Genomic DNA, 14284 nt, shown 5'->3' on the forward strand with positions numbered 1-14284 from the left:
ACGAGGCTTTTACGAGGCACCGACGGGCTTGTTTGCGTTGCCGCTTGCCCTGTCGATGGAGGCGCATTATAGGGAGCGAATTCGTTCTGGCAAGGAGATAATTGCGAAAAGATGGCTTTCATCGTTCAACCGATTACAAAGTGACCGCGGTGATGAATTAATGCACGAAAAGGGTCTGCAGATTGGTATTCCGGATGCTGTATTGAGGCCGGCAGGTTGACAGATCAAGCTTGTATCAGTTTGGCTTTCCCTTGCAGCACAACCATGATGATCGGCTTTCCGCCTTCGGGTAACATAGCGCCCCTTTGCGATTCTCACACTCTTGGGCTTTGGAGAGTTTAATGCCTTTTGCACTTGGCCAGCGTTGGATTAGTGATACAGAGACGGATCTGGGTTTGGGGACTGTCGTTGCTGTTGAAGGACGCATGGTTACCCTGTTGTTTCCGGCTACCGGTGAAAACCGCATGTATGCCAAAGAAGAGGCACCGGTCACCCGGGTCAGCTTCAATGTGGGCGATCAGATAGCCAGCCACGAAGACTGGACCATGACGGTCGACGAAGTGCAGGAGAAAGATGGCCTGCTTATATATGTGGGTGTTCGCACCGACAATGGTGAGCCCGTTGCCCTCAAGGAAGTGTTTCTCAACAACTTCATCAAGTTCAACAAGCCGCAGGATCGCCTGTTCGCCGGCCAGATTGACCGGATGTCCCGCTTTACCCTGCGCTACGAAGCGCTGGTCAACCAGCACCAGCGTCGCCGCAACCCGACTCGCGGCCTGGCTGGCGGGAAAGTCAGTCTGATCCCGCACCAGCTCTACATCGCCCATGAAGTGGGTCACCGCTACGCCCCGCGCGTATTGCTGGCGGACGAGGTTGGTCTGGGCAAGACCATCGAAGCAGGCATGATCATTCACCAGCAGTTGCTCTCCGGCCGCGCCCATCGGGTGCTGATCCTGCTGCCCGAAACGCTCCAGCACCAGTGGCTGGTCGAGATGCTGCGCCGTTTCAACCTGCACTTCTCCCTGTTTGACGAGGAGCGCTGCATTGAGGCGTTCGCCGATGCAGAGAACCCCTTCGAGACCGAACAGCTGGTGATCTGCAGCCTAGACTTCCTGCGCAAGAAGCGTCGTCGCTTCGAGCAGGTGCTGGAAGCCGAGTGGGATCTGCTGGTTGTCGACGAAGCGCACCATCTGGAGTGGAGTGAAGAGGCGCCGAGCCGTGCCTATGAAATGGTGGAAGCGCTGGCCGAACAGGTGCCGGGCGTGCTGCTGCTGACCGCCACCCCGGATCAGCTGGGCCACCAGAGCCACTTTGCCCGTCTGCGCCTGCTCGACCCCGAGCGTTTCTACGACTACGAGGCCTTCCTCGCCGAGGAGCAGGCCTACGGTCAGGTCGCGAGCGCAGCCCAGGAGCTGCTGGATGGCGAGATCCTGAGCGATGAAGCCAAACAAATCCTCGCCAGCCAGCTGGAAGGGCTGGACTTGAGCGATACAGCCGCCCGTCAGCAGGCGGTCGCCAAGCTGCTGGATCAGCATGGCACCGGCCGGGTGCTGTTCCGTAACAGCCGCGCCAATATTCAGGGCTTCCCGGAGCGCCACCTCAACGTCTACCCCATGCCGCTGCCGGAGCAGTACAAGACCGCCATCAAGGTGATGGGTATGATGGGTGGCAATGGCGGCGATCTGCAGACCCGTGCCCTGCGCTACCTCTATCCCGAGAAGATCTTCCAGCAGTTCGAAGGCGACAACGCTACCTGGACCCAGTTCGACCCGCGCGTCGAATGGTTGCTGGAACTGCTCCTCTCAGCCCGTCAGCAGAAGGTGCTGGTGATCTGCTCCGAAGCAGCCACCGCCATCGCGCTGGAAGAGGCACTGCGCACCCGTGAAGGGATCCGTGGCGCCGTGTTCCACGAAGGGATGTCGATCCTCGAGCGGGACAAGGCCTCCGCCTATTTCGCCCAGCAAGAGGGGGGCGCTCAGGTGCTGCTCTGCTCCGAGATCGGCTCCGAAGGTCGCAACTTCCAGTTTGCCAGCCATCTGGTGCTGTTCGATCTGCCACTCAACCCGGATCTGCTGGAACAGCGTATCGGCCGACTGGACCGTATCGGTCAGCAGAATACCGTCGAGATCCACGTTCCCTATCTGGAAGGGACTGCCCAGCGCGCCCTGCAGCTCTGGTATCACGATGGCCTCGATGCGTTCGAGCAGACCTGCCCGACCGCCCGCCCGGTATTTGAAGCGGTGCGTGACGAGCTGTTCGAGCTGCTGGCCGCCAACACAGGCGATCAGGCCCCCCTCGACGCCCTGCTGGTCAAGACTCGCGAACTGCACGAGCCGCTCAAGGCCCGGCTGGAACAGGGTCGCGATCGCCTGCTGGAGATCCACTCCAGCGGTGGCACCGCCGCCCAGCAGCTGGTCGACAAGCTGGCCGCCGAAGATGACGACACCGGCATGATCTCCTTCGCTCTCAAGATGTTCGACGAGATCGGCGTCAATCAGGATGACCGTGGCGAGAACGCGCTGGTGCTGACCCCGGGAGATCACATGCTGGTCTCCAGCTTCCCGGGCCTGCCGCAAGACGGCATGACCATCACCTTCGATCGCAACACCGCGCTGTCACGGGATGACATGGCGCTGCTCTCCTGGGATCACCCCATGATGCGCGGCGGTATCGACCTGATCCTGGGTTCCGAGATCGGTGCCACCTCGGTCGCACTGCTCAAGAACAAGGCGCTGCCGGTCGGCTCCATCCTGCTTGAGCTGATCTTCGTTGCCGAGTCCGCGGCTCATCCCCAGCTCTACCGCTTCATGCCTCCGACGCCGATCCGTCTGCTGATGGACAAGAACGGCCAGAATCTGGGCGAGAAAGTGGCATTCGATGCCTTCAACCGCCAACTGACGCCGGTCAACCGCCACCTCGGCAGCAAGCTGGTGACTGCGTCCCAGCCGGTAATCCACGGTCTGATTGGCAAGGGCCAGGCCATTGCCGAAGAGCTGAAGGCCGGGATTGTCGACAAAGCCCGCGCCCAGATGGCGCAGACCCTGCAGCAGGATCTGGACAGGCTGGAAGCGCTCAAGGCGGTCAACCCGAACGTGCGCGTCAGCGAGCTGGATTATCTGCGCAATTTGCAGGCAGAATTGCACCACCTGATCGACCAGACCCAACTCAAGCTGGATGCCATCCGTTTTATCGTGGTTACCCATAACTGACAAGGTAGCGACCGACAGCGGCCAGACCCAGCTCAAACTGGATACACAAGGCCGCTTTGTCGTGGTTACCCATAACTGATGGGGGCTTGCCCCCGCTTTGACTCAAGATGCGAGACGCTATGTTTGTATACTCCCCGCCCCTGGAACCCTGGCTCGATATCCTGTTCAAGGACAAGGACATCATGGTGGTCAACAAGCCCACTGGCCTGCTGAGCGTCCCCGGGCGCGGCCCCGAGAATGAAGACAGCGTGCTCCATCGGGTCAAGCAGCAGCACCCCAAGGCGGCGGCTGCCCATCGCCTCGACATGGCGACCACCGGCGTGCTGGTGATCCCGCTCACCCCCAACTCCCACCGGGAGCTGAGCCGGCAATTCCGAGAGCGGGAGACCGAGAAGCACTACCTCGCCTGGGTGTGGGGTGAACCGGCGCTGGATGCGGGTGAAGTGGATCTGCCGCTCTGCGTCGACTGGCCCAACCGGCCGAAGCAGAAGGTGGATTTTGAGGAGGGGCGTCATGCCCTGACCCTGTGGCAAAAACTGAAGGTGGAGAACGGCAACAGCCTGATCAAGCTGACCCCGATTACCGGTCGCTCCCATCAGTTGCGGGTACACATGCTGGAGCTGGGTCACCCCATCCTCGGCGACAACCTCTACGCCAACCCGGATGCGCTGGCGGCTGCACCGCACCTTTATCTTCATGCTGCCAGCCTGACCATCAGCCACCCCCGCAGCGGCGAGCGGATGACCTTCGAGGCACCGGCCCCTTTCCCGGTCTGAGCCTGACAGGTAACAACCAAATAAAAAGAAAGCCCCCATCGAGAGATGGGGGCTTTTTTATCGCTCAGACGCGGATATCGATCTTGCTTCCGAGGGAAGCGCTGGCCGATGTCGGCGCTGCCGGAGCGGATTGCGCTGCTGTTTCCAGCAGTTTCAGTGCGGATTCGCCTTCCTGGGTCTGCTGCTTTTTGGCCAGGCTGGCCACCATCAGTGCAGAACCGAACGACGCATTTGCAGAACTAGAAATATCCATTGTGTACCTCCTGCCAAGAGACTATCGGCCGGGACCGGTGAGACATGAGCCATATCGTTCAACGCAGATATGCCTTGTCCGGCGAGCGCCGGGCCAACCAGCGCTCTTCCATCTCCAGCAATGTCTGATAGGCCTTTTCAGCATGCTCCGGGCGACTGAACAGATATCCCTGCCCATACAGATGTATGTCGGTCAATGAGCGCAGCACATCGAGCTGCCCCTGGGTCTCGATCCCTTCACATACCAGTTTCTTGCCAAGCATGGAGCCCATACGGCAGATGTTGGCGACCAGTTCGGCCGCCTCGATGGAGGTGTCGATACCCTGAATGAAGGACCTGTCTATCTTCACCTTGCTCACCGGCAGCTTCTGCAGATAGCTGAGGGAGGAGTAGCCGGTGCCGAAGTCGTCAAGGGCCAGATGCACACCCTGCTGGCTGAGATCCTGCATCAACTGCAGCGAGTTCTTGACCTCGCGCATGGTGGTGTCTTCCGTCACCTCCAGCACCAGGCTGGACGCAGGGATATGGTGCTCCATCAGCGCTCTGGCCACCAGCTTCAAGAGGTTGCGCTGGTACATGCCCGGGGAGATATTCACGCACATCTGCAAGTCCACCAAACCCAGATGCTGCCACTGATGCAGTTGTTCACATGCGGTATTCAATACCCAGCCACCCAGTTTCTCGGCCAGCTGGAACTCTTCCGCCACCTGGATCACCTCGTTGGGGGGAATAAAGCCAAGCTCGGGATGGCGCCAGCGCAGCAGCGCCTCCACGGCTTCACAGCGGCCACTTTCCAGATTGACGATGGGCTGGTAATAGAGCTCGAGCGCATTGTGCTCCAGCGCCATCACCATGTCAGACGCAAGATGCTTGCGCCTGGCCGTCTCGTTGAGCAGGGAACTGTCATAGATGACATAGGGAACATGGGTCTTGCGGCTGTGAGAGAGGGCCTGCTCCGCCCGGCTGAGCAACTCCTGGGTCTGGTTGCTGTCGGTCGGGAAGAAGGCGATACCAATACCGACCTCAAGCCGGAAAGGGTAGTTGTCGATGATGATGTCTTGCTTGATGGAGTGGAGTACTCTGGCCACGAGCTCCCTGACCTGGCGAAGATCGCTCCCCTCCCGTTGCAGCATGGCAAGCTGATCTCCCCCCAAACGCGCCACCCACTCCCCGTTTTCGCACAGGGCGCGCAGCCGCTTTGCCACCTCCTGCAGCAGGAGGTCCCCTGTGTTGTAGCCAAATTTGCTGTTGATATCGCGAAAGTCGTTGATGTCGACCAGCACCAGTCCGAAGGAGGTGTCACGGGTGACATAGGCATCCATCTTTTCCAGCAGCGCCAGTCGGTTGGCGAGCCCGGTGAGGGGATCGATCCTAGCGGTCCTGAAATGGCGCCTGGCTTCTCGCACCAGCAGGCCGCTGAGCAGAATGACGGACACCACCAGCCCCGACACCATGAACAGCAGGGCATTGCGCAACTGGCCAAAACGCGCGTCGTTGCCCGTATAGACGTTGATGTTGTTCTGCATGACGGAAGCAAGAGAGTAAGAGAGGGGTTCCTGCAAGGGCGCCAGTGTCATCATGACTTGCTGGTAATCCGGCGTCCCCGGTTTGAGCCTGACCAAATCAGGCTCCAGCTTGCGAATGCTGCTTTCGGTCAGTTTCACCAGCCGCAGCGTCTTCGGATTGTCCGCGAGGCTTTTTCTCAGTTGGCCGCTCAGGAGGATGGGGGTACGACTCCAGAGAATGTCATAGCGGAGCAGCAGGGCTTCCTGGTCTATGCCGCCATAGTGGTAAATCTCGACGGCATTGAGAAAGCGGCCCAGTTCGAGCTGCAACTGCATCAATGCCCAGGAGACGTCATAGGTGTACTTCTCCATCACCCGGGTCGCATTTTGTATCTGCACCAAGCAATAGAGGGTGCTACCCGTGAACAACAGAATGGATAGATAAAGAACGCCGAGTAAGGGCCAGGCCCTGGTCTTCGCTTTCACCCAGTACTCCCGTAAACCACCGTTTTTACTGCTGAATGTCGATCGCACTCAGTTGCCAGATCATCATGTCGGTGAACTCGGAACGCCTGAGTTCGGGATGCTGATCCAGTGGCAGGATAAACCAGAGCGGCCCCTTGTCACGTACCCGCATGGTCATCCCGTCATCCTGCCAGGCCAGGATAGGATCGTATTGCTTGACCTTATCCCAGTTGATCCGGATCTGGAAACTGTTCAGGGCGGTGAGCGTGATGCTCTTGCCGTTGGCCTTCACCTCAGTCAGCACGTCCGCCAGTTTCGGCCCCACGTATTTGTGCGGTTTGTCCACCCAGGGATTGCTCGTCACCACCTCATGCTGCGGCAGCGCCTGGATCATGGCCATATCGAACAGCACCTCTCCATCTGCCGGGTCGGCAGGGTCCAGATTCCCCGTCACCTTGAGAATGACCGGCCCCTGCGGTGTCGCCAGCGCCATGCCCGGCAAGGCCAGGAAAAGGAGTAACGGGAGAAGCCCTAAGTATCGCATGTTCACCTCAGATCATTTCACTATCAACAACTTCAGCTTAGTAGCACTAAAAAAAACGGCCCGCAAAAGCGAGCCGTTTGATGACTTGACGGGATTACATCATACCCATACCGCCCATGCCACCCATATCAGGCATGGCAGGTGCATCTTTCTTCGGCAGCTCGGAGATCATGCACTCTGTGGTGATCATCAGGCCGGCGACGGACGAGGCGAACTGCAGGGCAGAACGGGTTACCTTGGTCGGATCCAGGATACCCATGGCCAGCATGTCGCCGTACTGTTCGGTGTAGGCGTTGTAACCGTAGTTGCCTTCACCGTTCTTCACGGCATTGGCGATAACGGAGGCTTCTTCGCCGGCGTTGATGACGATTTGACGCAGCGGGGCTTCCATGGCGCGCAGGGCAACCTTGATGCCGACGTTCTGGTCTTCGTTGTCACCACGCAGGGAGGCCAGCTTGGCAGCAACGCGCACCAGCGCTACACCACCACCGGCAACCACGCCTTCTTCCACGGCTGCGCGAGTGGCGTGCAGGGCATCGTCAACACGGGCTTTCTTCTCTTTCATTTCAACTTCAGTGGCAGCCCCCACCTTGATCACGGCAACACCGCCGGCCAGCTTGGCCACGCGCTCTTGCAGCTTCTCACGGTCGTAATCGGAAGAGGTCTCTTCGATCTGCTGACGGATCTGGGCCACGCGGCTTTCGATCAGGGCTGCATCACCCACGCCATCGATGATGGTGGTGTTCTCTTTGGTGATGACGATGCGCTTGGCACGGCCCAGATCTTCCAGGGTCGCTTTTTCCAGCTCCATGCCCACTTCTTCGGAGATCACGGTACCACCGGTCAGGATGGCGATATCCTGCAGCATGGCCTTGCGGCGATCACCGAAGCCCGGCGCCTTGACGGCGGCCACTTTCACGATGCCACGCATGGTGTTGACCACCAGGGTCGCCAGTGCTTCGCCTTCCACGTCTTCGGCCACGATGATCAGCGGTTTGCCCGCCTTGGCCACACCTTCCAGCACCGGCAGCATTTCGCGGATGTTGGAGACTTTCTTGTCCACCAGCAGGATGAAGGGATCATCCAGTTCGACGGAGCCGGTTTCCGGCTTGTTCACGAAGTAAGGGGAGAGGTAGCCGCGGTCGAACTGCATGCCTTCTACCACCGCCAGCTCGTCTTCCAAGCCCTGACCGTCTTCCACGGTGATGACGCCGTCACGGCCGACCTTGTCCATGGCTTCGGCAATCAGCTTGCCGACCTTCTCGTCGGAGTTGGCGGAGATGGTGCCTACCTGGGCGATGGCATTGTTGTCGGCACAGGGAGTGGACAGTGCTTGCAGCTCGGCAACGGCAGCCACAACGGCCTTGTCGATACCACGCTTCAGATCCATGGGATTCATGCCGGCGGCAACGGCCTTCAGGCCTTCGTTGACGATGGCTTGAGCCAGTACGGTGGCCGTGGTGGTACCGTCACCGGCGGCGTCATTGGCCTTGGAAGCGACTTCCTTGACCATCTGGGCACCCATGTTCTGGAACTTGTCTTCCAGTTCGATTTCACGGGCAACGGAGACGCCATCCTTGGTGATGGTCGGGGCGCCGAAGGACTTGTCCAGCACCACGTTGCGGCCTTTCGGGCCCAGGGTCACCTTGACGGCATCGGCCAGGATGTTGACGCCTTCCAGCATTTTGATGCGAGCTTCGTTGCCAAACTTAACTTCTTTAGCTGCCATGTTCTTCAATCCTTAAATCAATTCGGGAAAAGAGGGAGGGTGATTACTCTTCGACAATCGCCAGGATGTCGGTCTCGGACAGGATCAGTACGTCCTGGCCATCCAGCTTTTCGGTCTTCACGCCGTAGCCTTCGTTGAAGATCACCTTGTCACCCACCTTGACGGCCAGTGCTTTGACATCCCCATTGTCCAGAATTCGACCAGTCCCCACGGCAAGAACTTCACCACGGGTGGACTTCTGGGCCGCAGTGCCAGTCAAGACGATGCCGCCAGCGGATTTGGCTTCAGCTTCGATGCGCTTGATGATGACGCGGTCGTGCAGTGGACGAATTTTCATCGATAACTCTCCCAAAATGAGTCTCTGTGTTGCTTGAGGAATGGCCGCAATCGGCCAAATTTGTCATGCCCCTGATCTGGGGCAACAGGGCTAGCCCTTCAAGGGCAAATACAAAAAAAATATTTTCACGTACTATGAACACCTTCGATGGATCACCCATCCCCAATCAGGAAGGCGGATGGAGACGGCCAGCATTCAGGCCCAAAGCACCTAGAGACTCTGCCTTGAGCCGACCCAACCCCATGCTGACCGCCCCCATGACGCCCATGCTGCTGCGCATGACGGGCCCCATGATCCTGGGCATCATCGCCATCCTGGCCTTCAACCTGGTCGATACCTTCTTCATCGGCATGCTGGGTACCCAGGCGCTGGCCGCCATCAGCTTCACCTTCCCGGTCACCTTTGTCGTCACCTCCCTGACCATGGGGCTGGGAGCGGGCCTGTGCGCCCTGCTCGGTCATGCCCTGGGGCAGGGTCGCCATGACGAGGCTGCCCGCATCACCACAGACTGCCTGTTCCTCGCCGTCATCCTGGTGAGTCTGCTTGCCGGACTGGGGGCAATGACCATTACCCCTCTGTTCACCCTGCTGGGGGCCAGCCCCGAGCTCATCTCCCTCATCCACGATTACATGCTCATCTGGTATCTGACCGTCCCCATGCTGGTCGTGCCCATGGTCGGCAATGCGGCCATCCGGACCACGGGGGATACCAAGACCCCCAGTCTGGTGATGGGGGTCGCCGGTCTGGTCAACGGCGTGCTGGATCCTCTGCTCATCTTCGGGCCGGGCCCCTTCCCCGAGTGGGGCATTCGGGGAGCCGCCATCGCCACTTCCCTCTCCTGGTTGATGGCCATGCTGGTCAGCCTCCATCTGCTGCGCAAGCGGGAGACGCTGCTGACCTGGCGCCTCTCTCCCCGCCCTCAGCTGTTGGCCCATTGGCGCGCCCTGCTCCATGTGGCTGTGCCCGCATCGTTTACCAACATGCTCAACCCACTGGCCAACGCCGTGTTGATGATCATTTTCGCCGGGCTCGGAACCGAGGTGGTCGCCGCCTACGGCGCGGCATCCCGGGTCGAGGCCTTGCTGCTCATCGTGATGATGGCGCTCTCTTCCGTGCTGGCCCCCTTCATCTCGCAGAACTGCGGCGCCGGGAATCCGGCCCGCGCCAAGGCCGCCCTGCTGCTCTGCATGCGCTTCGCCCTGATATTCCAGCTTGGGGTCTACGTGCTGACCTGGCTTCTCGCCCCCTTCATCGCCGATCTGTTCAGCGATCATCCGCAAGTGGTGCGACTCATCGTGCTCTATCTGCATCTGGTCCCCATCGGCTACGGCTTTCAGGGCATGGTGATGCTGCTGGCCTCGGCCCTCAACGGCGTCAGGGCATCGGCGGTGTCACTGCTGATAAACGGCATCAGACTGTTTGTCTTCTTGCTGCCAGGGGCCTGGCTGGGGGCAAAACTGGGGGGAGAACAGGGGGTCTATCTGGGGATGCTGCTGGCGAACCTGGCCGCCGGATTGCTGGCATGGGGGTATGCCCGCCACAGATTCGAGCGGCTGTGCCATCAGGGGAGATCCTGACGGCACAGCCCGAGGCTCGCGATTACTCTTTGCGTTCGAACTCCCCTTCGATGGTGTTGCCACCCCCTCGCGGGGATTGTCCGGGTCTGTCATCGCCCGGGCCCGGCTCGAACGGCTGCTGGCGAGCCTGGAAGCCCCCCATCTGCATCCTGAACTGATTGCTGCCAATCAGCTTGTCGGCCAGCATGTTGCGCAGCCAGGGCTGCAGCAGCAGGATGCCGACAATATCGCTCACAAATCCCGGGATAATCAGCAGCAAGCCCGCCAACGCCAGCATCATGCCACCCATCACCTCGCGGCCGGGCATCTCCCCCAGCTGCATCTTCTGCTGGGCAGTGAGCAGAGTCTTGATCCCCTCGCTGCGCACCAGCGACGATCCCAGCACGGCGGTCAGCACCAGCAAGCAAACGGTCGGCAAGGCCCCGATCACGGAGCCCACCTTGATCATGACGGTGAGCTCCAGCAATACCAGCCCGACCAACAACAGTAACAACTTGCCCATAGCAACCTCGGAGCGATGAATGAATGGACCCGGGGTGTCCGGTCGGCAGCCGCGCATCGCTGATGCTGACGCGCCGGGTTCAGGTCTTCTGACATTAACATGGGGCTGGTTGATCATTTTTCAAGCCTCTCCTGCCGCAGGCCCCGGAATACGGATAAATATTTGTCCGCCCAACTGGGATTGAGGTGGTTGTTCTGTCAAAGTTAATCGCCCGATTGCAATATCTGTTTAATGACCACAAGAAATTTGAGGTTGCCTCAAATTTAGTGATCCAGGTCTAATACCGGATACCTCAATTGGGGTAACATCAACACCAGTCATTGCACAGGGAGCAACTGGCTCCCAACTGCCCCACCCGATGTGTGGTGCTTCAGGATGAAATGTGCGTAGGGAAATCGCGACCACTCGGTGAGGATCGTTTCCATTTATTTGATTTCTGAGGCATAACAATGAGCGACATCAAGAACGTCCGCATTGAAGAAGACCTGCTGGGCACCAAAGAAGTTTCCAACGACCTCTACTACGGCGTGCACACCCTGCGCGCTGTTGAAAACTTCAAGATCAGCACTCAGAAGATTTCTGACGTTCCCGAGTTTGTTCGTGGCATGGTCCTGACCAAGAAGGCGGCTGCACTGGCCAACGGTGAGCTGGGCACCATCCGTCCCGAGATCGCAGACAAGATTGTCGAAGCCTGCGACCTGATGCTGAACACCGGCAAGTGCTTCGATCAGTTCCCGGTCGATGTCTACCAGGGCGGCGCCGGTACCTCCGTCAACATGAACACCAACGAAGTGCTGGCCAACATCGCCCTCGAGCTGATGGGACTTGAAAAGGGTCGCTACGACGTCATCAACCCCAACGATCACGTCAACAAGTGCCAGTCCACCAACGATGCCTACCCCACCGGTTTCCGCGTGGCCGTGGTCAACAGCACCGACACCACCCTGCACGCTCTGGAAGCCCTCATCGCCGCCTTCGATGTCAAAGCCAAGGAATTCAAACATATCCTGAAAATGGGCCGTACCCAGTTGCAGGACGCCGTGCCCATGACCCTGGGTCAGGAGTTCCACGCCTTCGCCGTCACCCTGCGTGAAGAGATCAAATCCATCAAGCGTTGCCAGGAGCTGCTGCTGGAAGTGAACCTGGGCGCCACCGCCATCGGTACCGGTCTGAACACTCCGCCCGAGTACTCCGGTCTTGCCATCAAGCGTCTGGCCGAGATCACCGGTCGTGCCTACGTGCCGGCAGAGGACCTCATCGAAGCGACCTCCGACTGCGGCGCCTATGTGATGCTGCACGGTGCGGTCAAGCGTCTGGCCATGAAGCTCTCCAAGATCTGTAATGACCTGCGTCTGCTCTCCTCCGGCCCGCGCACCGCGCTCAAAGAGATCAACCTGCCGGAAATGCAGGCTGGCTCCTCCATCATGCCGGCCAAGGTCAACCCGGTCATTCCGGAAGTGGTCAACCAGTCCTGCTTCAAGGTATTCGGCAACGACGTCACCATCACCTTCGCCGCCGAGGCCGGTCAGCTGCAGCTGAACGTCATGGAGCCGGTGATTGGTCAGGCCATGTTCGAATCCCTGAGCCTGATGGAAAAAGCCTGCATCTCCCTGCGCGAGAAGTGCGTGGAAGGCATCACCGCCAACCCGGACATCTGCATGAACCACGTGCTGAACTCCATCGGCATCGTGACCTACCTGAACCCCTTCATCGGTCACCATGAAGGCGATATCGTCGGCAAGATCTGTGCCCAGACCGGCAAGAACGTCCGCGAAGTCGTGCTGGAACGCGGCCTGCTGACCGCCGAACAGCTGGACGAGATCCTCTCCATCGAGAACCTGATGAACCCGCAATACAAAGCCAAGCGTTACACCCGCGAAGCCACCGTATAAGCGAGCAGATGGGCCGGGGTTATCCCGGCCCATTTAAAGTCAATTCCCGAGCGGTCTCTCCACAGCCCCATCGGGAATTGGCTTTTCAGCCTAATAAAACCTAAAAAAACTGGAAAATGGAGTGTTCGCTATGATTGGAATCGAGTTACTTGTCGTGCTCGCCGCTATCTATCTGGGGGCCCGGATAGGCAGTATCGGTATCGGCTTTGCCGGTGGTCTTGGGGTACTGGTACTGACCTGGGGGCTGGGCATGCCCATCCCGAGCGATCAGCTGGTGACCTATCTCCCGTGGGACGTGATCATGATCATCGCGTCCGTCATCTGCGCCATTGCCTGTATGCAGCTGGCTGGCGGGATGGATTATCTGGTGCACCTGGCCGAAAAAGCCCTGCGCAAGAATCCCAAGCACATCACCTTCGCCGCGCCGGTCGTCACCTACCTGATGACCATGCTGGCCGGTACCGGTCACACCGCCTTCTCCACCCTGCCGGTGATCGCCGAAGTGGCCAAGGAGCAGGGCATTCGCCCCTCCCGTCCGCTCTCCATCGCGGTCGTTGCCTCCCAGATTGCCATCACCGCCTCCCCCATCTCGGCGGCCGTGGTCGCCTTCTCCGGCATGCTGGAGCCGCTTGGCGTCGACTACCTGACCCTGCTGGCCATCTGCATCCCGTCCAGCTTCATCGCCTGTCTGCTGGGGGCCTTCATCGCCAACCTGCTGGGCAAGCCGCTGGATCAGGACGAAGTCTATCTGGAGCGCAAAGCAAAGGGACTCATCAAGCTGCGCGGTACCAGCCAGGTTGAGATCAAGCCTTATGCCAAGCTCTCCGTCGGCATCTTCGTCGCCTCCATCGTGGCCGTGATGGCCTATGCCACCGCCATCTCCGGCAACGTCGGCCTCATCAGCAGCCCGCCGATCCCCCGCGATGGCGCCATCATGGGCATCATGCTCTCCGCCGCTACCCTGATGGTCCTGTTCTGCAAACTGGACGCGGCCCAGATCACCAACATGCCGACCTTCAAGTCCGGTATGTCCGCCTGTATCTGCGTGCTGGGCGTAGCCTGGCTGGGCAACGTCTTCGTGAAGGGCAACATGGTCGAGATCCAGGCGTTCGCCGGCGATCTGCTGAGCCAATACAGCTGGCTGCTGGCCGTGGTGCTGTTCTTCTCCTCCATGCTGCTCTACTCGCAAGGTGCCACCACCAAGGCCCTGATGCCTGCCGCCCTGGCACTGGGTGTCAGCCCGCTGGCGGCCATCGCCTCCTTCGCCGCCGTGAGCGCCCTGTTCGTGCTGCCAACCTACCCGACCCTGCTGGCCGCGGTCGAGATGGACGACACCGGCTCCACCCGCATCGGCAAGGCCGTGTTCAACCACCCCTTCTTCATCCCGGGTGTGGCCACCATCGCCATGGCAGTGGCGCTCGGCTTCTTCTTCGGTGGTCTCATCCTCTGACCGGTGAACCACCCCATGCAAAACGGCCCGAACGGGCCGTTTTTTT

The 14284-nt window shown here is 59.7% G+C and carries 12 protein-coding genes; 6 read left to right on the top strand and 6 right to left on the bottom strand.

Going from position 1 to position 14284, the window contains the following annotated elements; genetic code table 11:
- From AB5Y93_RS06735 to rluA, 3 genes are all read left to right on the top strand, one after another.
- The coding region (locus AB5Y93_RS06735; protein ID WP_368229043.1) for a hypothetical protein at positions 1-220 on the top strand (220 nt) is incomplete at its 5' end.
- Positions 221-341: 121 nt separating this feature from the next.
- Positions 342-3209 (top strand): RNA polymerase-associated protein RapA, encoded by a 2868-nt coding sequence (gene rapA / locus AB5Y93_RS06740; RefSeq protein WP_368229044.1) that lies wholly within the window; start codon positions 342-344, stop codon positions 3207-3209.
- A 119-nt stretch (positions 3210-3328) separates the two neighbouring features.
- Positions 3329-3985, top strand: coding sequence for a bifunctional tRNA pseudouridine(32) synthase/23S rRNA pseudouridine(746) synthase RluA (rluA, locus tag AB5Y93_RS06745; RefSeq protein ID WP_041214498.1), 657 nt, complete (start codon positions 3329-3331; stop codon positions 3983-3985).
- A 64-nt stretch (positions 3986-4049) separates the two neighbouring features.
- Here rluA and AB5Y93_RS06750 read toward each other — a convergent pair whose 3' ends face one another.
- From AB5Y93_RS06750 to AB5Y93_RS06770, 5 genes are all read right to left on the bottom strand, one after another.
- Positions 4050-4238, bottom strand: coding sequence for a hypothetical protein (locus AB5Y93_RS06750; RefSeq protein ID WP_010673139.1), 189 nt, complete (start codon positions 4236-4238; stop codon positions 4050-4052).
- A gap of 58 nt (positions 4239-4296) precedes the next feature.
- Positions 4297-6228 (bottom strand): bifunctional diguanylate cyclase/phosphodiesterase, encoded by a 1932-nt coding sequence (locus tag AB5Y93_RS06755; protein WP_029313817.1) that lies wholly within the window; start codon positions 6226-6228, stop codon positions 4297-4299.
- 25 nt (positions 6229-6253) lie between these two features.
- Positions 6254-6751 carry a molybdopterin-binding oxidoreductase gene (locus tag AB5Y93_RS06760; RefSeq protein ID WP_045523305.1) on the bottom strand — a complete coding sequence of 166 codons (498 nt, stop codon included), beginning with the start codon at positions 6749-6751 and terminating at the stop codon, positions 6254-6256.
- Between the two features lie 94 nt (positions 6752-6845).
- Complete coding sequence (groL, locus tag AB5Y93_RS06765; RefSeq protein WP_042864436.1) at positions 6846-8480, bottom strand: chaperonin GroEL; 1635 nt, start codon at positions 8478-8480, stop codon at positions 6846-6848.
- A 43-nt stretch (positions 8481-8523) separates the two neighbouring features.
- Entirely contained in the window at positions 8524-8817 is a 294-nt protein-coding gene (locus tag AB5Y93_RS06770) for a co-chaperone GroES (RefSeq protein WP_005309514.1), read from the bottom strand.
- A gap of 242 nt (positions 8818-9059) precedes the next feature.
- On the opposite strand from AB5Y93_RS06770, the gene AB5Y93_RS06775 reads away from it, so the two are divergent.
- Positions 9060-10394 carry an MATE family efflux transporter gene (locus AB5Y93_RS06775; RefSeq protein ID WP_368229182.1) on the top strand — a complete coding sequence of 445 codons (1335 nt, stop codon included), beginning with the start codon at positions 9060-9062 and terminating at the stop codon, positions 10392-10394.
- A 22-nt stretch (positions 10395-10416) separates the two neighbouring features.
- On the opposite strand, the gene AB5Y93_RS06780 is transcribed toward AB5Y93_RS06775, so the two are convergent.
- A complete protein-coding gene (locus AB5Y93_RS06780) occupies positions 10417-10896 on the bottom strand; it encodes an FxsA family protein (protein ID WP_103244213.1) in 480 nt (159 codons plus the stop codon).
- Positions 10897-11345: 449 nt separating this feature from the next.
- Here AB5Y93_RS06780 and aspA point away from each other — a divergent pair, with 449 nt between their 5' ends.
- Both aspA and AB5Y93_RS06790 read left to right on the top strand, forming a co-directional pair.
- Complete coding sequence (gene aspA / locus AB5Y93_RS06785) at positions 11346-12788, top strand: aspartate ammonia-lyase (RefSeq protein WP_010673133.1); 1443 nt, start codon at positions 11346-11348, stop codon at positions 12786-12788.
- A 130-nt stretch (positions 12789-12918) separates the two neighbouring features.
- On the top strand, positions 12919-14238 hold the full coding sequence (locus AB5Y93_RS06790) for an anaerobic C4-dicarboxylate transporter (protein ID WP_041210978.1): 1320 nt from the start codon (positions 12919-12921) through the stop codon (positions 14236-14238).
- Positions 14239-14284: the final 46 nt, after the last annotated feature.

The organism is Aeromonas sp. R10-1 (genome assembly GCF_040908465.1).
In the GTDB taxonomy this organism is placed as follows: Bacteria; Pseudomonadota; Gammaproteobacteria; order Enterobacterales; family Aeromonadaceae; genus Aeromonas; species Aeromonas caviae.

Coding starts and splice junctions, on each gene's coding strand:
- rapA (WP_368229044.1), top strand. CDS start 342: ATGCCTTTTGCACTTGGCCAGCGTTGGATTAGTGATACAGAGACGGAT.
- rluA (WP_041214498.1), top strand. CDS start 3,329: ATGTTTGTATACTCCCCGCCCCTGGAACCCTGGCTCGATATCCTGTTC.
- AB5Y93_RS06750 (WP_010673139.1), bottom strand. CDS start 4,238: ATGGATATTTCTAGTTCTGCAAATGCGTCGTTCGGTTCTGCACTGATG.
- AB5Y93_RS06760 (WP_045523305.1), bottom strand. CDS start 6,751: ATGCGATACTTAGGGCTTCTCCCGTTACTCCTTTTCCTGGCCTTGCCG.
- groL (WP_042864436.1), bottom strand. CDS start 8,480: ATGGCAGCTAAAGAAGTTAAGTTTGGCAACGAAGCTCGCATCAAAATG.
- AB5Y93_RS06770 (WP_005309514.1), bottom strand. CDS start 8,817: ATGAAAATTCGTCCACTGCACGACCGCGTCATCATCAAGCGCATCGAA.
- AB5Y93_RS06775 (WP_368229182.1), top strand. CDS start 9,060: ATGCTGACCGCCCCCATGACGCCCATGCTGCTGCGCATGACGGGCCCC.
- AB5Y93_RS06780 (WP_103244213.1), bottom strand. CDS start 10,896: ATGGGCAAGTTGTTACTGTTGTTGGTCGGGCTGGTATTGCTGGAGCTC.
- aspA (WP_010673133.1), top strand. CDS start 11,346: ATGAGCGACATCAAGAACGTCCGCATTGAAGAAGACCTGCTGGGCACC.
- AB5Y93_RS06790 (WP_041210978.1), top strand. CDS start 12,919: ATGATTGGAATCGAGTTACTTGTCGTGCTCGCCGCTATCTATCTGGGG.